The sequence below is a fragment of the Rhizobium subbaraonis genome (assembly GCF_900220975.1).
Lineage (GTDB): Bacteria > Pseudomonadota > Alphaproteobacteria > Rhizobiales > Rhizobiaceae > Mycoplana > Mycoplana subbaraonis.
Genome location: NZ_OBQD01000032.1, coordinates 1 through 17232, shown reverse-complemented (window position 1 = coordinate 17232; position 17232 = coordinate 1). Strand labels below are relative to the sequence as shown.

General features: G+C 61.9%; 18 protein-coding genes and 1 pseudogene. 9 read left to right on the top strand and 10 right to left on the bottom strand.

Annotation, left to right across the window (positions count from 1 at the left end):
* Positions 1–58 precede the first annotated feature (58 nt).
* The 7 genes from CRO48_RS28525 (at position 59) to CRO48_RS28495 (ending at position 7054) form a co-directional block, all read left to right on the top strand.
* A complete protein-coding gene (locus CRO48_RS28525) occupies positions 59–3196 on the top strand; it encodes a phage tail tape measure protein (RefSeq protein ID WP_097143071.1) in 3138 nt (1045 codons plus the stop codon).
* Positions 3196–3627 carry a phage tail protein gene (locus CRO48_RS28520; protein WP_097143070.1) on the top strand — a complete coding sequence of 144 codons (432 nt, stop codon included), beginning with the start codon at positions 3196–3198 and terminating at the stop codon, positions 3625–3627. The genes CRO48_RS28525 and CRO48_RS28520 overlap by 1 nt, the downstream gene beginning before the upstream one ends.
* Positions 3624–3857: a tail protein X gene (locus tag CRO48_RS28515; protein WP_097143069.1), complete on the top strand. Its 234-nt coding sequence runs from the start codon at positions 3624–3626 to the stop codon at positions 3855–3857. The genes CRO48_RS28520 and CRO48_RS28515 overlap by 4 nt, the downstream gene beginning before the upstream one ends.
* A gap of 3 nt (positions 3858–3860) precedes the next feature.
* Positions 3861–4889, top strand: coding sequence for a phage late control D family protein (locus tag CRO48_RS28510; RefSeq protein ID WP_097143068.1), 1029 nt, complete (start codon positions 3861–3863; stop codon positions 4887–4889).
* A 323-nt stretch (positions 4890–5212) separates the two neighbouring features.
* On the top strand, positions 5213–6079 hold the full coding sequence (locus CRO48_RS32705; protein ID WP_097143067.1) for a peptidoglycan recognition protein family protein: 867 nt from the start codon (positions 5213–5215) through the stop codon (positions 6077–6079).
* A gap of 51 nt (positions 6080–6130) precedes the next feature.
* Positions 6131–6646, top strand: coding sequence for a hypothetical protein (locus tag CRO48_RS28500; protein ID WP_097143066.1), 516 nt, complete (start codon positions 6131–6133; stop codon positions 6644–6646).
* Positions 6647–6715: 69 nt separating this feature from the next.
* A complete protein-coding gene (locus CRO48_RS28495) occupies positions 6716–7054 on the top strand; it encodes a DUF1515 family protein (RefSeq protein WP_097143065.1) in 339 nt (112 codons plus the stop codon).
* Between the two features lie 75 nt (positions 7055–7129).
* Here the strand turns inward: CRO48_RS28495 and CRO48_RS28490 are convergent, their stop codons facing one another.
* Positions 7130–7444 carry a hypothetical protein gene (locus tag CRO48_RS28490; RefSeq protein WP_097143064.1) on the bottom strand — a complete coding sequence of 105 codons (315 nt, stop codon included), beginning with the start codon at positions 7442–7444 and terminating at the stop codon, positions 7130–7132.
* The gene (locus tag CRO48_RS28485; protein ID WP_141402141.1) at positions 7441–7731 is read right to left on the bottom strand and encodes a hypothetical protein; all 291 of its coding nucleotides are present in this window, start codon (positions 7729–7731) and stop codon (positions 7441–7443) included. Before CRO48_RS28485 ends, CRO48_RS28490 begins: the two co-directional genes overlap by 4 nt.
* 1212 nt (positions 7732–8943) lie before the next feature.
* Between CRO48_RS28485 and CRO48_RS28475 the strand changes: the two genes are divergently transcribed.
* A complete protein-coding gene (locus CRO48_RS28475; protein WP_097143061.1) occupies positions 8944–9201 on the top strand; it encodes a hypothetical protein in 258 nt (85 codons plus the stop codon).
* A 260-nt stretch (positions 9202–9461) separates the two neighbouring features.
* A complete protein-coding gene (locus CRO48_RS28470) occupies positions 9462–9719 on the top strand; it encodes a hypothetical protein (protein ID WP_097143060.1) in 258 nt (85 codons plus the stop codon).
* Positions 9720–9817: 98 nt separating this feature from the next.
* Here CRO48_RS28470 and CRO48_RS28465 read toward each other — a convergent pair whose 3' ends face one another.
* From CRO48_RS28465 to CRO48_RS32525, 8 genes and pseudogenes are all read right to left on the bottom strand, one after another.
* Complete coding sequence (locus tag CRO48_RS28465; protein ID WP_210202041.1) at positions 9818–10600, bottom strand: M10 family metallopeptidase C-terminal domain-containing protein; 783 nt, start codon at positions 10598–10600, stop codon at positions 9818–9820.
* Positions 10587–11198, bottom strand: a complete 612-nt coding sequence (locus CRO48_RS28460) for a formyltransferase family protein (protein WP_176526932.1) — start codon at positions 11196–11198, stop codon at positions 10587–10589. Before CRO48_RS28460 ends, CRO48_RS28465 begins: the two co-directional genes overlap by 14 nt.
* Positions 11199–11266: 68 nt before the next feature.
* Positions 11267–12367, bottom strand: a complete 1101-nt coding sequence (locus CRO48_RS28455; RefSeq protein ID WP_097143058.1) for a GNAT family N-acetyltransferase — start codon at positions 12365–12367, stop codon at positions 11267–11269.
* On the bottom strand, positions 12364–12546 hold the full coding sequence (locus CRO48_RS32530) for a hypothetical protein (RefSeq protein ID WP_176526931.1): 183 nt from the start codon (positions 12544–12546) through the stop codon (positions 12364–12366). The genes CRO48_RS28455 and CRO48_RS32530 overlap by 4 nt, the downstream gene beginning before the upstream one ends.
* On the bottom strand, positions 12485–12718 hold the full coding sequence (locus CRO48_RS33595) for a Com family DNA-binding transcriptional regulator (RefSeq protein WP_102026022.1): 234 nt from the start codon (positions 12716–12718) through the stop codon (positions 12485–12487). Before CRO48_RS33595 ends, CRO48_RS32530 begins: the two co-directional genes overlap by 62 nt.
* 145 nt (positions 12719–12863) lie before the next feature.
* Entirely contained in the window at positions 12864–13253 is a 390-nt protein-coding gene (locus tag CRO48_RS28445) for a DUF4376 domain-containing protein (RefSeq protein ID WP_097143056.1), read from the bottom strand.
* Positions 13243–13665 (bottom strand): hypothetical protein, encoded by a 423-nt coding sequence (locus CRO48_RS28440; protein ID WP_097143055.1) that lies wholly within the window; start codon positions 13663–13665, stop codon positions 13243–13245. Before CRO48_RS28440 ends, CRO48_RS28445 begins: the two co-directional genes overlap by 11 nt.
* 6 nt (positions 13666–13671) lie before the next feature.
* Positions 13672–17232, bottom strand: a pseudogene (locus tag CRO48_RS32525) (hypothetical protein); the annotation flags it as partial.

The following is a 17232-nucleotide window of genomic DNA, read 5'->3' as shown; positions in this document are numbered from 1 at the left end:
CATGCGCCAGCACCGCCAGGCGCTTCGCCTCCATCAGCTGAAAGCAAGGTAGCCCGCAATGGCAACGCTTACCTCTTCGCTCATCGTCCGCGTGCTCGATCAGGCCTCCGCGCCCGCTCGGGCGATCTCCCGCAACCTCCTCGGCATCAGCAGGGCCGCCGAGCAGGCAGGCCGTGGCGGTTTCGGCGACCGCCTGAATGCGGCGATCACGGCGAACAACCGCGCGCTCGATCAGGCGCGCGGTCAGATGGTCGATACCATCGCGTCGGTCTACGCCCTCCGCACCGCCCTCGGCGCGCCGATCAACGCCGCCGTGAAGTTCGAAAGTGCGATGGCCGACATCGCCAAGGTCTCCGGCTTCGACGACAAAGGGCTCGACCTTTACGGAAAGCGGTTGCGCAAGTTGGCCGTTACCGAGATCCCGCTCGCAGTGAACGACCTCGCCGCGCTCTCCGCCGCCGCGGCGCAGGCAGGCGTCCCCGACGCGGATCTCTTCGATTTCACCCGGCTGACCGCGAAGGCCGCGGTCGCATGGGAAATGAGCGGCGCTGAGGCCGGAGAGGCCCTGGCGAAGATCCGAACAGCGCTCGGGCTGACGAACGATCAAACCTCCGCCTATGCGGATGCGGTCAATTACGTCTCCGACAGCACCGCGGCGAGCTCGCGAGATCTGATCGACTTCACCAAGCGCGTCGCATCGCAAGGCGAGTTCTTCGGGTTTGCTAAAGAGCAGACGCTTGCCTTCGGCGCGGCGATGATTTCGGCCGGTGCGGAGAGCGAAGTCGCCGCCACGTCGTTCCGCAACATGGGGCGTGCGCTCACGCGCGGCACCAGTGCGACCAAGGCGCAACGCGGGGCGTGGAAGCGCCTCGGGATGGATGCCGTCAAAGTCGCCAAGGCGATGCAGAAGGACGCCGTCGGGACGACGGTGAAGGTGATCGAGAGCCTCGCGAAGCTCCCCGAGCACATGCAGGCTTCGGTGATGTCGGACCTGTTCGGCGACGAGGCCCGGGCGCTCGCTCCGCTGCTTAACAATACCGAACTTCTGCGAAAGGCGCTCGCCCTCACGGCCGACGAACAGAAGTATCTCAACAGCGTCGGGAGGGAATTCGAGAAGCGCGCCGCGACCTCCGAATACAAGTTGCAGCGTTTCAAATCGCAGCTGGCTGATATCGGGCTTACGGTCGGCGCTTCGCTTCTCCCGGCTCTCAACAAGCTGCTCGTGCCGATGGGCGAGATGGCGCTTAAGCTTTCCGATTGGGCCGAGGCTCATCCGGAACTGATCCGCAATGTGATCGCAGCGACTGCGGCCGTGATCGGCTTCCGTGCCGCGGTCGTGTCCCTCAAGTGGCTTGGGCTGATCGGACGAGGTGGCGCGCTCACTATGCTCGCGCTCGGGTTCAACACGGTTGGCAAGGCATCGATTGGGGCAGTCAAAGCGGCCCGGAATGCGATCGCGCTGCAAACTGCACTTGGAGGTATGGCCGGCAGCGTCACCGTACTCGACCGCCTACGCTCCTCTCTCAGCGGCGTTGCAGCCGTGGCCAGTAGACCGCAGAAGTTGTCTGGCCTGCAAACGGTAACTACGGCCCTTAAGGCTATGGCTTTGGCCGTACCCGGCATGGCAACGCTTTCGACTGCGCTTGGCGTCGTCGGATCAGCCCTCGCCGCCGTCTCGGCTCCGATATGGGGAGCGATCGCTGCGGGGGTCGTCGCCGTGGCTGCGGCCGGTGCGGTCCTGTACAAGTATTGGGACCGGGTCAGTTCCGTCTTTACCGGCGTCGGCCGGGCGATCGTCGAGCAACTCTCCCCGGCCATTGACGCAGTGAAGGGGATGTTCTCGCGCTTTAAGGGCTTTATGCGCGAGGGGGTCGGCGACGTCGCTGCCTATTTTGGGGCTGACATCGAGGCCGCAAAGGCGGCGTTTGATCGCCTATTCGACTTCTCCGCCGTCCGAGAGAAGCTCTCCCAGTTCGCGACCTGGCTAGGTTCCTTCTTCACCAGAGAAGTCCTATCCGACGATCAAAAGGCGCAATGGGAAGCCTACGGACACGAAGCCGCGACCCGCTTGATCGAGGCAGTTAAATCCGTTCTATCAGACTTCATCGGCTGGGCGGCGGACTTCGGTGGCCGCATCGGTGATGCGATCTCAAGTCGAGTGACCAGTTCGCTCGACAAGGTTCGGCGTTGGTTTGGTGCGAGCACGCCCGAGGTTATCCCTATGCAATCTACCGGCGACGTTGCCGGCGACATGCAGCGGGCACTCGATATTGCAAAGGAACTCTCTGCTCTGCGCCGGGCAAATAGCGCGACCCTATTCGGGCTGTCTGGTGACGAAGCTGAGAAGCTTGCGGCGGTGGAGCAGTCTTATCGATCCGCTCTAGCGGCGTTGCCCGAGGCTGCGCAGGCCGACATCAACGCGTACATATCCGCTTTGGCCGAAGGGGGGGATCAGGCGGGCGCGGAAGCCGACAGGATCGGCCGTGAAATTGTGCAGAAGCTCAATTTTACTGTTATGCCGCTCGTGGACACCTCCTCGATAAAAGGCGCGCTAGCGGATGTTCAGCGCCTCGGCGCGGCGCTTAGGGAGGCGAGCTCGGCCACAGTCCCGCGGGCGACGCCGGTAGTGCGGGCAACCCCTATTGCCGGTGCACGCGCAGAGGGTGGCCCGGTAGAGGCGGACGAGACCTATCTCGTGGGTGAGAAAGGCGCAGAGCTCTTCAAACCGGATCGGCCCGGGACCATTATCCCGGCCGACGAGACGGCAAGGGCGATGGGCTCCACTCCGAGTAACGGCGCCGACCGACAGAGGCGCGCGAGCGGGGACAGTGCGGCGTCGGATGCGGTGCCGATGCCGAGCGGGATCGAACGAAGTTCCTTGCGCGAAACTCGGCCACCCTCGCCATCTGCGGGTGGCGAGCGCCAAACGGGTGGCGCCGACCGGTCCGGGGGTGACGTCAAAATGACGCGCCTTCTCGCCGATCTTCGTTCGTTCGTCAGCAACCCGGTGCCGTTGCAGTCCTCCCAGCCAAATCAGGCACCTGCGCCCGCGAACATCACCCTCGCGCCGACCTTTCATTTCGCCATCGCGGAAGGGAAGCCGGAGGAGGTCGAGCGTGCGGTGCGGGACATTCTCAGACAGGAAGTGCGCGAACTCCTCCGCGGGGTTCACGCTGACGCAGGAGTGCTCGGCTGATGATTTATGCGCTCGGGTCGCTGTCCATAAAGGTCGCGCCCTTCAACGTTTCGCAGGTTTCGCGCGACGCGACGACGGATTTCGTCGCGAAGCCGGTGATCGGCGCCGAGCCACCGATGGAGTATGTCGGCGAGGGGGCGAACAAGATGACGCTTTCGGGGCAGCTTTTGCCCCGAAAGCTCGGTGGCTTGTCGGAACTTGATCACCTTCACCAGATGCGGGCATCCGGCCAGCCGCAATACCTCATGCGCGGAGACGGCACCCCCTTCGGATGGCACGTGATCGAGAGTGTCGCCGAGCGGTCGACGTACCTCGACGCGCGCGGCGTGGGTCAGGTGATCGAGGTCACGATCACCCTACGTCGGGCAGGCAAGCCGGCCGCTGGCGCGTTCTTCTCCGTTATCTCCAACATCATCGGGCTATTCCAATGAGCAACGAGGTTATCGAGACGATTACCGTCCAGGGCGAGGGTTTGACGCTCTCGCTCATGGTCTGGCGCCGCTTTCGTCAGCCGATGCCGGGACTGGTCGAGCAGATCCTTGCGATCAATCCCAACGTGGCGAGCGCCAGCAGCTTCCTCGCCGTCGGGACTGAGATCTTACTGCCGGTGTCCACCCAGCGCGCCGGGAACAAGATCGACGTCGTTCGTTTGTGGAGCTAGGCGATGAGCAAAAGGGCGATCTTTGCCGTGATGATCAACGGCGCGGACATGACGGCGGGCTTGGCGCGATATGTCATCTCGATCCGGGTAAGCGATAAGGCCGGTTCTTCCGGGGATACCGCCTCCATCGAACTCGATGACCGGGGTGGGCAGATTGCTCTACCGCAGGCCGGCGCGCTCATCGCCGTGATGCTGGGGTTCGCCGAAACTGGCGTCGGCCTCGTGTTCTCGGGCACGGTCGACGAGGTCCGCAGCCGCGGCACTCGCGGGGGCGGCATGACGGTCGTCGTTAGCGCCAAAGGGTTCGACAGCAAGGGGAAGGCGAAGCAACCGCAGCAACGCCACTTCGACCAGAAGACCATTCAAGAGATCCTGACGGAAGCGGGAAAAGACGCAGGGATATCTGACGTCAAGGTCGATCCTGAATTCGCGTCGATCAAGCGTCCATATGAGCGCATGGACGACGAGAGCTTTATTGCGCTCGGCGAGCGCCTGGCAAGCGAGCTCGGCGGCACCTTCAAAATAAGCGGAACAACGGCAGTACTGGCGAAGAGGAACGGCGGCACAGCGCCGGGCGGGGCCGCCCTCGCTACCGTAATCGCCCAACGTGGCGTGAACCTGCAAACTTGGGACGTCGCTCCCTTCCTCGGCCGCCCTCGCTTCAAGAAGGTGCGAGCTCGTTTCTACGACGCGAAAGAGGCGAAGTGGAAAGAGGTCGAGGCAGAGACGACGATCGAGGACGCCGATGCCGAGTTGACATCGCGGTACGCCGAGCCGGACGAGGAGCAGGCGAAGCAAAAGGTCGCGAACGACAAGACCGAGAGCGAACGCGGGGCAGGCGAGGGCACCGTTGTAATTGAGGGCAATGTGATGGCGCAGCCGGAGGGGCTTTGCATTATCGCCGGCGCTCGGCCAGGCATCGACGGCAGCTATCGTATCGATAGCGTCGACCACGAATACTCGCGCGGCGGCTTCTCCACGACCCTCTCGCTCAAGCAACCACAGGGCACCGCAGGGATAGATGGGCGATAGGGTCGTTACTGAACTTTAATCGTCTGTTCAATCTGGATCTTCTGCGGTTGGGGGCTTCCAAAGCAGCCGTGGTTCCTTCCGACCTCCATAGCAACTTCGCGCGTTTGCGATGTGGCACGCGGATCGGTGAGGGCCTCGGCAACAACCTCGCAGCGGGTTCTTTCCGTTGATGCCCCAACGACAGGTGCTGGCGTTGGCGACGAGGCGGCGCAACCACCAACTGAGAACAGAAGAACAGCAGGCATGATTTTTAGCTTCAGTCGCATCTTTCGCCCCACTTCCATCGCCCGCCACGTTTGAGTGGCGCTCCCTCTGCCACCGCAATGGCAGGTGGCACCTCTCCGGAAAAGACCTGCGACTACTCCTCTAGTCAAGAACAACTTGAAGCCTCGGCAGTAGCCGGGGCTTTTTCGTTAAAGGTGCATAAAATGACATCGTTTCTCGCAATCGGATCTCGCGGCGCCCGCGTCCGCGAACTGCAAGCGCTGCTCAACGTCGCAGGCGCGACGCCGCCCCTAGGCGTTGACGGCGATTTCGGCGGTAAGACGGATACCGCCGTGAGATTTTTCCAGTCGAAGGCTGGCCTTGTGGTTGACGGCAAGGCCGGCACCCAGACGATCACCGCGCTCAAGCGGGCCGCCGGGCCGATTTCGCCGGGCCGGCCGGAGCCTGACAAGAGCGCAATGGGTGGACATCCGCCGGCGACAGCGCCCCAGGTCGATCGCGCGGCGCCGCCGCCGAACGTTGCAAGCCTCGTCTTGCTCGACACGGCGCGTCCGATCTCGGAGATCATCGTCCACTGCACCGCCACGCCGGAGGGGCGCGATTACACGGTCGCCGACATCCGGGCTTGGCATAAGCAACGAGGTTTCTCCGACGTCGGGTACCACTACGTGATCTACCGCGATGGCCGCATCATGCTTGGCCGCCCGGTCGGTCAAATCGGGGCGCACGTCGAAGGGCACAACACGGGGACGATCGGGGTCTCCTATGTCGGCGGCGTTTCGGCCGACGGGAAGACCGCGAAAGATACCCGCACGCCGGCGCAGCGCACTTCTCTGTTGTGGTTGACCGCCCAGCTGCGCGCCAAGCATCACGGCATCAAGAAGGTCACCGGCCATAACGAGTACGCCGCGAAGGCGTGCCCGTCGTTCAACGTCCGGCAGGATCAACTCGGCCTCGCCGCTTGATTGCCCAATCCCGGCTTGCAATCCCGCGGGCCGCTTTCAAGGAGAACCACCATGAAGTTCAACCGCCTCGGGGCGGCGCTTTGCGCTGCGCTCGGATGCCTTGCGATGTCTTGCCTGATCCTGATTTCCAGCGTCCCGGCCGCGATCGCCGCGGAGCCGTCGGGCACCGTGTTCAGCCTGTCGGATCTCATCGATCCCTTCCGCCCCTACATCGTCGAGGCGGTGACCGCCGTGATCGGCCTCGTCGCCGGGCGGCTCTACATGCTGGTCGAGCGTTACATGCGCGTCTCGGTCGAAGCCAGGCACCGAGAGGCGTTTCAAACCGCCGTCCGTAACGGCGCCCTTGCTGGTTTCGCCTATGCACAGAAGCACGCCGGGAAGGTGAAGGTCGACGTTCGCTCTGAACTCGTTGCGGAGGGCCTGCGTTATGTCCTTGCGGCGGTTCCAGATGCCATCCGCTATTTCGGCGTTGACGAGGAGAGGGTCTCCGAGGCGATTGATGCCAAGCTATCGGAATTCCTGCCCCCCGCGCCGGCGACGGTCGGTGTGAAATACACCGCGGGCTGAGCGACGCCGGGCTGTCGAGCATGGTCTCGGCGGCCCCTGCCACAATACGAGGAAAGGGGCAGTGCGGCGATGGACAGCACTGAAAGGGCTATCGGCCGGCTTGAAGGAGAGGTGAAAGCGCTCACCGAAGCGGTCCGGGATGGCAACGAGGATAACAAGCAAGGCAGATCTCGGATGTATTCCGAGCTTGAGAAAGTGCGCGAGGATGCGGCGGAAAGTCGGCGCGAGGTCGCGGATCTTAAAGCGAAAATGGACGCGGCGGGGCCAACAATCGCTGAAATCAAGAAATGGAAAGAGCGCTTTATCGGCGCTTGGATGCTCACGATGTTCCTGGCGGGAATGATCGGGGCATCCACGGCAGCAATTGGAAAATGGCTCGCGGCGAAGTTCGGAATGCCGTGGTCTTGAGTTCGTGCGCTCTCCGCGGCGGGTAGAGCGCACAGGGGCGGCGGTCGTTTCCTTGCCGGCCGCCGCCCTGTTCCTTTACTGAGCGATTACCCCGATCGACGCGGCAGTGCTGCGCGAAAGGGTGCATTCGGAGGAGTTAGGCTTTTCGGAAAACTTCTTGCCCGCCATGCTGTCCTTGATGAAGGCGAGTATCTCGGGTGTGTCCAGTTTCTTTGCCACGAAGTAGTTTTGAAGAGCCTGATCGTCGACCGTATAGCCGCAGTGTTCAGCGCTCGTGAGGATGTCGGCCAAACCGCTCGCGGCCTGCATCTCTTCCAGCCCCATTGCTGCACCCGCGGGCGGAGCGACGAACCCGAGCGCGAGCGCCCCCACGCAAAGCAACGCTCTCATGCCGACACCTCTTCAACGATTGTCTTCTGGCCGCGGGTCACAAGCGCGAGGAGCCCGAGCACGATTGAGCCGCAGGCCCAAACAAAAAGAAGCAAACCAATACCGATGACGGAGCCCACGGCCTTCGCCGACTGCTCAAGCTCTGTCGTGGCGGGAACCTGGCTGGCGCCATTGGCGCCGGCGAAGACGGAAAAGAGCATGAAAAGGTTGAAAACGATAAATAGGGTCAGGAACACCCAGCCGAAGAACCCTCTCTTTCGTACTTCTTTCCTAATGACAGTCCCCACATGCGCCTCCTCAGTTGTGCAAAAGTGTTGGCACAATTAAGCGCGGCGCAATCACCAGTTCAACACCAATTTTAAAGCCCCCTCGCTGCGGTTGCGGCGGGGGGGCTTTTTTGCGTTCAGTGCTCCGCGGTCGGCCCACCCGGATCAACGTTACCGAGAACAAGCATTGGGGACATCGTTAGGATCTCAATTGGCTGGATCGAAGGCTCGTGGTCAGGGTAAACGCCTAGGTCGCAATTCCAATAGTGCCTGACCGCATCTTCATCAGACTTCCCCCGTAGAGGTGGAATGCACATAATCATCCCTTGATGATAGGCGTAGTTGAGACTGTCGAAGCGCACCTCATATATGTGATCTTCTGGCTGATAATTGCGCTTGTACCACCTTGCATGCTCGATCGAGCCGCACAGAAAATTGCAGTTAAATCGGGATGGCTTACCGGGATGATGGGCCGTGCGATGGGCCTCCATTGCCACTTCGCGAGCGTAGTGGGTGTGCGAGGGACCGATCGTCTTGATAATGCGGCCCCAATTTCCCGGTAGGATTGCCGCACCCGGGGCGTGCCTAAATCGATTGCACCAAAAGCCAATTGTGTTTGCGCAGAAAGCTCCGGCGGGGAGGCTCATCGCGCACCGTGTTTGGTACGCGGGCCGAGCGACCGCCAGGGGAAGCGTGCCTCTCTGTATAGTGCGCCCTGCAGTGACCGGCGAAGCTTCTGCCACGCCTCATCCATCAGTTCGCCGCGCAGTCGCCGAGCTTCAATTGCTCGCAAAAGGTCTTGAGGCTTGCTCATACTGGCAATTAAGTCGGTGATTTTCTAATTTGCAAGTTTGAGCCTCGAGTTATGCCCTGAAACCCGCAAAAACAATCGTGGGAGGGCCCGTGTCCCGAACGGAAATTGCGGGGGGAGTGTGATCGGAGCGGACCTCCGCTACCAACGCAATAGCCAATACACGGCGTCGCTCCGGTGGCAATTGTAGCCGGACGCAGATTTCCGGTGTAGCCGGACGCGAAAATCTGCAATTTTGACAGATGGTTCTGCAAAAATCGAATTTGCAGATTAGGTGTCAAATTTCGCCGCTTGAACGCTAGCTTCATAGCTGTTCATTATAGGCCGACAGCCCCGTAAGCTGCACACTATGGACCGCCTCCATGTGACGGGGGAGGCGGGACCGCCAGAGGTGGGCTTCCGTCCGGACTTAGGAGGAAGACATGCCAACGTCTCGCCGTTTTGATGCCGCCGGCCATCCTGTCTTTCCATTTGGTGCCAATGAACATGTGTTCAGCCCTGATGATTTGAGCAGCATGCAAGCGATCTTCGACGACTGCATGCGCGAGTGCAACTTTGCGGCCGACAGCGAAGCGGGCCAAGCCCTCGGCAGCGCCATAATCCGTCTCTACTCGCAGGGACAGCAGGATCCCATTTTGATCAAGGCTGAGCTTCTTCCGTCATTCAAGCGCCGGCCCTGACAACCTCCCGGTCTAGGCGATCACGAGAAGCGGACGCCCGAAGGCGTCCGCTGTTGGTGTGTGTGCCTTTGGCGTCAGTCGTGCCCTGCCTGTAGCCCGACGCGAATTTTCGGAATTCCAGACGCAGTGTCAAATTCGCTACCGAAGTGTCATCTGACATAGACCCCCCGCCGAACCAGGCGCATAATCCCTCATCGCTCCACATGTTGGCAGGAACGGCAGGGAGGTAGCAACTTCCGCCGCAACCGCGGGAGGGAATTGTGACCCCGTCTTACTACTATGATGCAGCCGGCTATCCGGTCTTCCCATGTGGCAAGTTCAGCAAGGCATTCAGCCCCACTGACCTGAACCAGATGCAGGCGATCTTTGATGACTGCATGCGCGAATGTTGCTTCTCGATTGACAGCGAGGCTGCCGAGGCCCTCGGCGGCGCCATCATCCGCCTCTACTCGCAGGGGCAGCGCGATCCGGTTTTCATCAAGGCTGCCCTATTGCCGTCTTTCCGGCGCCGACACTGACGGGCTGCAGTAGATTTCCGGCCGTCGTTCTTGTCACTCTTCGCTGCTGTCTCAAAGCCGGCTCACAAGCCCTTCACGACCCCTTGAAGCCGCGCGCCTTAGAAGATGAAGTCGTCCGCGTCGAGCGCTGCGAGCTTCGTTCCGGCGATAGTGAGCTTGTCGCCATGGTTCCCGTTGATCAGGACATTGTCGCCCACCTGCGCCGCGTGGTTGTCCATCAGGTCAGCAAACGAGGTGACGGACTTGAGACCGCTCAAGTCGATCCGTTCGCCATCCTCGAAAACCATGATGCGGTCCTTGTCGCTGCCGGTCCTGAAAACGAACGTGTCGCGACCGCTGCCGCCGTAGAGCCTATCGGTTCCCGGCCCACCCACAAGGAGATCATCCCCGGCGCCGCCGTAGAGCTTATCGTTCCCGCCGCCGCCGTAGAGCTTGTCGCTACCGGCCTCGCCCCGGAGGACATCGTGGCCGCCGAGCCCCTTCATAATGTCGTTGCCAGCGCCGCCGCGGAAGTCGTCGTTCCATTTGGTCAGGGTGATGCTGTCATTGCCCTTCAAGATCAGGTCTGCGACCTTTTGTTGGTCGCGCTTGTTCAACGCGTGCACGATGGTTTTGAAGCTCACCTTCATGTTTTCGATGTGGATGACGGTGGACAAATTTTCCAACTGGATCAGCTCCGTCAGCCGCCCGCGCTCCACGCCGACCGGGTTGCCTCGCGACATCTTCCATTCTAGGCCGTCAACGTTGAACGTTACCTTCGTGAAGATGTTGTCGTAGAGGTCGAGGCTGTCGAGACGGGGAATATAGGTCTTGTAATTGTCCGGGGAGATATGCGTGAAAATTTCATCGGTAGCTCGAACGCCGAACTTAAATTTGGCCACTTGTAAAATCCCTCATTTCCGCAAGCCCAGGCTGCTTTTTGCACCAAATTGTCGATGAGCGGAAGAGGCCGGGGTACCGATGATTGTGGAGCCGCGCCGCTGTTGCGCCGCGGCCGTGAGCGTCACATTCCTGGTCTGCAGCCGGTAGGAAGTCGTAGGCGGAAAGGTAGTGCGCCGCCCGCACCAGTAGCTCGGCCCCCATCGGGGCGAGCGCCCGCCGCCATAGCTGTTCAGCGGCCTCGCCCTCGTGCACAAAGCACCATTCCTGAAACGCGATCGGCCCCGTGTCATACCCGTCGTCCAGATGGTAGACGCTGCCTCCGGCGACACGGTCGCCGGCTTGGATCGTTGCATTGACCGCGTCCCGCCCGCGATGGAGCGGAAGCAACGAGGGGTGATAGCCGATCGACCACTTGGCGGCGGCCCTAAGCTTGGCCGGGATATAGACGAAGGCGTGCGCGGCAATGAGGAGGTCGAGAGGTTCGACCGGAGTGGCGTCCGACAACCAACGGCCGTTATAGAGAAACGGCTCGATGCCGGCACCGCGGGCTGCTTCTGCCAGCCGATCGTCCGCGCTTGAAGCCGCCACGAAGGTCACTTGAAACTCCTTTGTAAGCTCGCTGAAGACGCGTTCGGCGAGCCACTTCTGACCAATAATCCCGATTTTCATTTTCGAATATTTATCCCCTCGATGTAGCGGAACCCCTGCGAGGCGCGCCAATGGCCGCCCAGGCTGCCGACAACGGACGCCGATCGGCCGCTGCGGCTCTCGCCGCACAAGGGCGCAGAAACCTGCGTCCAATTTGGGTCGCGGCGCAGCGCGGCCGCGAGCGCCGGGTGGGAGGTGTGAAACAGGGTCGGCATCGGCCGGCCATAGCGGTTGTCGCCGCGGCGCCAGGCGGCGCAAACGGCATTGAGGAAGCGCATGCCGACACCGGCGCCCTGCCATTCGGGCATGACGACCAGGCGGCAGGCGCGGGCCTCCTTAAGGCCCGGCCGAGTGCTCACGCCCAGGTGGGCGACGGGCTCGCCGTCGACGAAGCCCACGAAGCAGGACGCGGCCACCATCTTCGGAAGCTTCAGATAGTGATGCGGCTCAAAATACGGCCACCATCGCCAGTCGGTTTCGCGGATTTCCAGCTCGATCGACGGGCGTCGTCGAAGATACCTCCCGGTGAAAGCACCTGTCGCTGTGTCGAGAATCCAGTCCGGCGCGAGCCAGTCGATAATGTCGTAGTGGCAGGACAGCAGTACCGCCCGCCCGCTTCCACGCCGCCACGCCTTGGCGAAGGCATGGGCGCCAATGCGGGCGATCCGTCGATCGACGACGCTTGTAAACTCGTCGATGACAACCTCGCCGGGCTTCTCGCAAACGACGCGGGCGAGGTCGGCGCGGAACTTCTCGCCATTGGAAAGGACGGAGTATGGGCGCAGCCATGCCGGGACAGACCCAAGTCCGACCGCCGAGAGCGCCGCGGTCGCGTCGTCGAAGCTGCCGCCCTCCGCGATGCAGTCGATAATCGGCTTGTCCGTGGCCCAGCTCGGCGCCGAGAGCGCAGCCGGGTCGGCGAAGATCGCCTTGCCGATCGTCGTCTTGCCCGAACCGGACGGCCCGACCACCAGGCCGATTTTCCAGTCCGATTCCTCGACCGGCAAATTGACGTCAATTTCGAACCGGCTGCCGTCATCGACATTGAATAGAGACTTCACGCGCTCGGTCCGGTAGCTCGCGTAGTCGGCGCACGAGTTTGCGACACTGATCCTCATGTCACAACCACCTTGATCTTGCAGGCCTTGAGAGCGGCGAGCGCCTCGAACAGGACCTTTTGCGCTGCTTCATCCGGGCAGACGAGGATCACGCCATACTGTTCTTTATAGCGGGGTTTATCCGGCGCCCGTGGGGCGTCGGCCGGCAATGGAGGGAGGGGTTTTGACTTCTGTGGCATTGCCACCGGCTCCTTTGTCCTGTCGCTCCTGGCGATCGGGTAAGGGCTCGGGTGGCCTCAGATGATTTATCGTGCCGCATCGGCGGCACTTGATCTCTATACCGGCGGCGATGGCTCCCGGTCCAGCCTTGAAAAGCAGGGCCGAGCAGGAGCCGCATCGAATGTTCACCATTTCTAAGAACTCACGACGTAATCGCATATCCGCCCTGCAGGGTACGGGTGCGACGGTTGTGCAAAGCTGCTGTCGGACGGGGTGACTTCTTGCCGGTTGTTCACCCGTCGCTTGAGGCGTTCGCGCGCCTCGGCCGCCCGGTCGGTTACGGCCAGTAGCTATCCTCGGCGAAGTCCGCCGGGATCGGGTTCATGTCCTTGATCAAGCGGGCCGCGTGAATCAGCGCCGCCTTGTGATTGACCACGGCATTGCCGAAGGCGATCAGGGTCGGGGCGTCCATCACATGCAGGCTATTGTCGGCCGCGATCCAGGTGAAGTCGGTGTCGCCTCCGTGCCAGCGATAGTCAGCCGGCTGCGCACCGTTCATGATAGCAGCGATGGCGAGCGCCCCGGCGCCGGCAATGTTCTCCCTGTCCTGGTCGCGTGTCTGATAGAGGACGCCGCCGAAGACGAGGCCGGCGACAATCCGCCGATCACGCTCGGCATTCACCCGATCGGCGCGGGCAGATTGATCCTCTCGAATATCAAACCGCATCGGTGCTCTCGATCGTCAGGGTGCGAGGGATGTACGGAAACGGCGGCTGGAAGTCGAAAACATAAGTACCGGGCATGTCAGTCGTGAAACCGAAGTCGCTGCCGTCCGTGGTTGCGACGGCACCGTTGAAGCGCACCACGGTTCCGGCCGGCAGAGCGCCCGTCACTTCGGAAATGCCGTCCGCAATGATCGATGCAGTTTCGGGAACATCGAGCGTAGGACGGGCGACGATATCGCCTTCATCGTTTACCCACTGCGTTGCGTCGTCGGCCGCGACATCGAGCAGGATGTGCTCATTCTCGGGATCCTCCATCTGAAGGTAGGCGTGCTCTTCCTTTGCGCAGTTGCCTGTGCAGAGGATTTCGCCAGTGTCGGTCCGGTACTTCACGAACCTGATCGTGTTCGTCGCCATAGGTTGCTACCTCTTCGTCGCCATGAGCTGAAGGAACCGCTGTTGCGTGTAGCAGGTACCGGAGCCGCCATAGTCGCTAGAAATTTCTACGCTGTAGGTTGCCGAGCTGCCTGTGAAACCCGTGTCCGCGAAGGCTATGGCAATGGCCGGCATCGTCCCGATGCGACCGATGCCGCCGGAATCGACAAGCGCGCAATCCACAATGTCGCGCGTCGCGATGACGGTACTTCCGCGCTTGATCACCACGGTAGTAGTCGATCGGCTGCTTACGGCATCTCCTGCGCGGGCAGACTGAACGGTTCGGCAATTGAAGACGACCTGCACTGCATTTGCGTCGGTCAGCCCGGAAATTGTGGCCGAGGCAACTGTTCGAACCACGTTATTGTTATGGTCGCTTGTGCTGCCCGAGGCATAGGCGCTGACAACGTTGGTGACCGCGCCGGCATCGATCTTGGTAGTTGTCACGCCGCCCAGAACGATCTTGTCCGTCTCGATCGCGTTGGCCCTGATGTGGTCAGCCGAGATCGCCCCATCAACGATCAGTTCGCCGCCCTTCTTGCGGCGAACAACCACGTTCGTGATGAACGCATTGTTGCTGCCGCCTCCAGCCCTGGTGATCTCGATGCGCTGTATCCTGTCCGCGGCAGCCGGCACGCTCATGGTGCCGTTCTGACGTTGCCAGCTTACTGAAGTACCGGACAGCGTTACTGTGCTGCCGGACAGGTAACTGCCGGCCGCGTAGTAAACCAAGCGCACCCGGAATTCCCATGACGCGCCAGAACCGGATCCGGCGCAGTCGAACTGAACGTTAAGCTGCTCACCGCCCTGGACGGGAACATCGAGCCCGGCGGTCGTCATGGTCCGATCGTCAGCTACGCCCGGAGTTGAAAGAATGTAATCCCCACGCTGAGGAGGCCGCGCGCCGGCGCCGACGACGTTCCAGCCGCTCGGATATGAGCCCCACCCGGCATTGTCGCCGGTAATCCACTGTCCGTTCGGGGCAATGTTCTCCCAGTCCATGATGACGAGCTGCTTTGCCGTGATCGAGTTCGCGGCAATGTGGTTCGCGCCAATTGTGTTGGCCGCGATCTTTGCGCCAGTGATGGATTCGGCTGCTAGCTTGACGGTCGTGATCGCGCCCGAGGCGATTTCGGTTGCCGTGATGGTGCCAGCGGCAATCTCGTTTGCGGTTACAGCGTTGGTCGCGATCTTGTCGGTGGTGACGGCGTTGGCAGCTATCTTGGAGGCTATGATCGAGCTGGAAGCAAGCTCGACCGCCGTCAGCGTGCCGGCGACGACATTGGCCGCCGTTACTGCATCCGCCGCGATTTTGCCCGCGACGATCGCCCCGGCCGCGATCTTTGCGGCGACGACGGAGTTGGAGGCGAGTTCGGTCGAAGTGATCGTGCCGGCCACAATGTTGGTGGCCGTGACCGCATCGGCCGCAATCTTACCCGCTGTGATCGCGCCAGCCTGGATGTTGGTGGCCGCGATCGCGAGCGCAGCCACCTTGCTGGCGATGATGGCGCCGTCGACAATCAGCTCGGCCGACGCCATCTTCCGAAGCACGACGTTGGTGAAGTAGAGAAGGGTTACCGACGTGCCCTGCCGAATGACGTTGACACGCTGGATGTAGGCGGCCCCGGCGGGGGCGTTGATTGTGCCCGCTCGGGTTTTCCAGGAGGTGCCCGCCGAGTCCGTCAGTGACGAGGTCGACAGGTAGGAGTTCGTGGCGTCGTACCAGACGACTTGAATGGCGGCATCCACTGCCGCACCGCTGCCGGCGCTCGCAAAGTCCATCGCGAGATAGAACTGGTCGCCTTCACTGACGGGAACATTTACCGGAAACTGCGCGGTGATGTTGCTTGTGGATCCCGCGGGAAGGTAGCCGATATATTCGGTCTTGCCGGGTCGGCTTGTGCCCGCCCGCAATTCGAAACCGCCACCGGACCAGCCATCGCTTGAACCGCCGACGAAGCTGCCGTTCATGACGAGGTTGGTCAGATCGCTGACCAGGATCTTCGGGGCGGTGATCGCATTTGCGGCAACCTTGTCCGCTACAACTGCACCCGTGACCAGCTTCGGCGTTGTAATCGCATCATCCGCGATCTTGGTCGTCGTCACCGCGTTGGTGGCCAGTTTCGCAGCATCCACGGCAAGAGACGCCAGCTGCGCGTTGCCCACCGCACCCGTTGAGATCTTAAGCTGGGTGATTGCGCCCACGGCCACCTTTGCCTCTGTCACGGCGGCAGCGGCGAGCTTCAGCTCATTGACCGCGTTGCTGGCGATCTTCCCCTGGGTGATTGCGTCTACCGCAACCTTCGCTTCCGTCACGGCATCGGCTGCGATCTTCAGCTGGGTTACGGCGTTGGTGGCAATCTTCTGCTGCGTTACTGCCACGTCGGCCAGAGCGGCCGCGACGACAGCCTGGTTTTCGATCAATTCGGTTTTGATGGCGGCCAGCTTGATCTTCAGATCGGAAACGGCGCGATCGGCGAGCTTGAGCTCGGTGACAGCCCCGGTCATGATCTTGTTGGCTTCGACGGCCGCGTCGGCAAGCTTCGCCGCGACGATGGCGCCGTCGAGGATGTCAGCGGCCGTCAGCTGGACGTTGGGCGTCCGGACTGGCATCCACGCCGACCAGGCGAACAGTTCGGTATTGCCGCCGCCAACGAACTTGGCCTTCACCTCATAGTCGGTATCCGGAAGAAGCGAGAATGGCGCGAGCAGCGCTTCGCCCTCTTCCGGTTGATCCGATCGGCCCCGCCACATGACGTCGGTCTTTCCGGCCTCGCGAACCTGAAACGCGATCGCGCGGATTGCCACGTCGTCATTATTATAGGGCCACGCGGCACGAATGGCGGGCCGGCGATCGACGCCGAGCGCATCCTTTACCGTGGCGGGAAACACGCCGAAACTGCCGAGCACGCGCGGCTGGGGCTTCACCCTGCCGAGCGGCCCGGTCGTCGTCGGAAGCTCGTAGTCGCTCGACCAGTCGTAGTCGGCTGGGTCGAGTTCGGAGAAGGCGGCCGACTGATTAACGTTGTTCAGGTCGTCGACAGCGCCAAGTTGAAAGCGCTTGTTGTCGTAGCCGTTGCGGGCCGACGTCCATGCGATGACGTCGAGCGGCTCAAGCAGCTTCACGGCCGGCGTGAAGACGCCTTGATGCGAGCGGAAGCGTCGGTTCGCCTCGATCGCCGCGCGCATGAGCCTCTGCACCTGGCGCTTATAGGGCACGGCCTCATAGGTGAGATTGGCGATCAGGCGGCGGCCGTCGTCTTCTGCTTCCAGGTCGCTCCTATACCGCGGCGGGGCGTCCTTGGCGGACCAAGCCTCATCCGGCTCCGGATAGGAGGCGTGTGCGCCGTTATACGTCTTTTCGAGGCCGGGGAACGGTGTGAAGGTCTGCGGCTCGGAAATGATCAGATCTTCGTCGGTGAAGTAGTAGACCGGCAGTGCGGGGTTACCGCAGACGGTCTTGTAGATGCCGCCGTTCTCGGCCGTCTTGCCGTTGCAGGCGCGGTCAAGCTTCTGGCAAAGCTCGATCGGCTCAAGATCGCCCTTCAC

Bases quoted from the DNA above. Each gene is read 5' to 3' on its own strand.
- CRO48_RS28525 (WP_097143071.1), top strand. From the start codon at position 59: ATGGCAACGCTTACCTCTTCGCTCATCGTCCGCGTGCTCGATCAGGCC.
- CRO48_RS28520 (WP_097143070.1), top strand. From the start codon at position 3,196: ATGATTTATGCGCTCGGGTCGCTGTCCATAAAGGTCGCGCCCTTCAAC.
- CRO48_RS28515 (WP_097143069.1), top strand. From the start codon at position 3,624: ATGAGCAACGAGGTTATCGAGACGATTACCGTCCAGGGCGAGGGTTTG.
- CRO48_RS28510 (WP_097143068.1), top strand. From the start codon at position 3,861: ATGAGCAAAAGGGCGATCTTTGCCGTGATGATCAACGGCGCGGACATG.
- CRO48_RS32705 (WP_097143067.1), top strand. From the start codon at position 5,213: ATGGCAGGTGGCACCTCTCCGGAAAAGACCTGCGACTACTCCTCTAGT.
- CRO48_RS28500 (WP_097143066.1), top strand. From the start codon at position 6,131: ATGAAGTTCAACCGCCTCGGGGCGGCGCTTTGCGCTGCGCTCGGATGC.
- CRO48_RS28495 (WP_097143065.1), top strand. From the start codon at position 6,716: ATGGACAGCACTGAAAGGGCTATCGGCCGGCTTGAAGGAGAGGTGAAA.
- CRO48_RS28490 (WP_097143064.1), bottom strand. From the start codon at position 7,444: ATGAGAGCGTTGCTTTGCGTGGGGGCGCTCGCGCTCGGGTTCGTCGCT.
- CRO48_RS28475 (WP_097143061.1), top strand. From the start codon at position 8,944: ATGCCAACGTCTCGCCGTTTTGATGCCGCCGGCCATCCTGTCTTTCCA.
- CRO48_RS28455 (WP_097143058.1), bottom strand. From the start codon at position 12,367: ATGAGGATCAGTGTCGCAAACTCGTGCGCCGACTACGCGAGCTACCGG.
- CRO48_RS32530 (WP_176526931.1), bottom strand. From the start codon at position 12,546: ATGCCACAGAAGTCAAAACCCCTCCCTCCATTGCCGGCCGACGCCCCA.
- CRO48_RS33595 (WP_102026022.1), bottom strand. From the start codon at position 12,718: ATGGTGAACATTCGATGCGGCTCCTGCTCGGCCCTGCTTTTCAAGGCT.
- CRO48_RS28445 (WP_097143056.1), bottom strand. From the start codon at position 13,253: ATGCGGTTTGATATTCGAGAGGATCAATCTGCCCGCGCCGATCGGGTG.
- CRO48_RS28440 (WP_097143055.1), bottom strand. From the start codon at position 13,665: ATGGCGACGAACACGATCAGGTTCGTGAAGTACCGGACCGACACTGGC.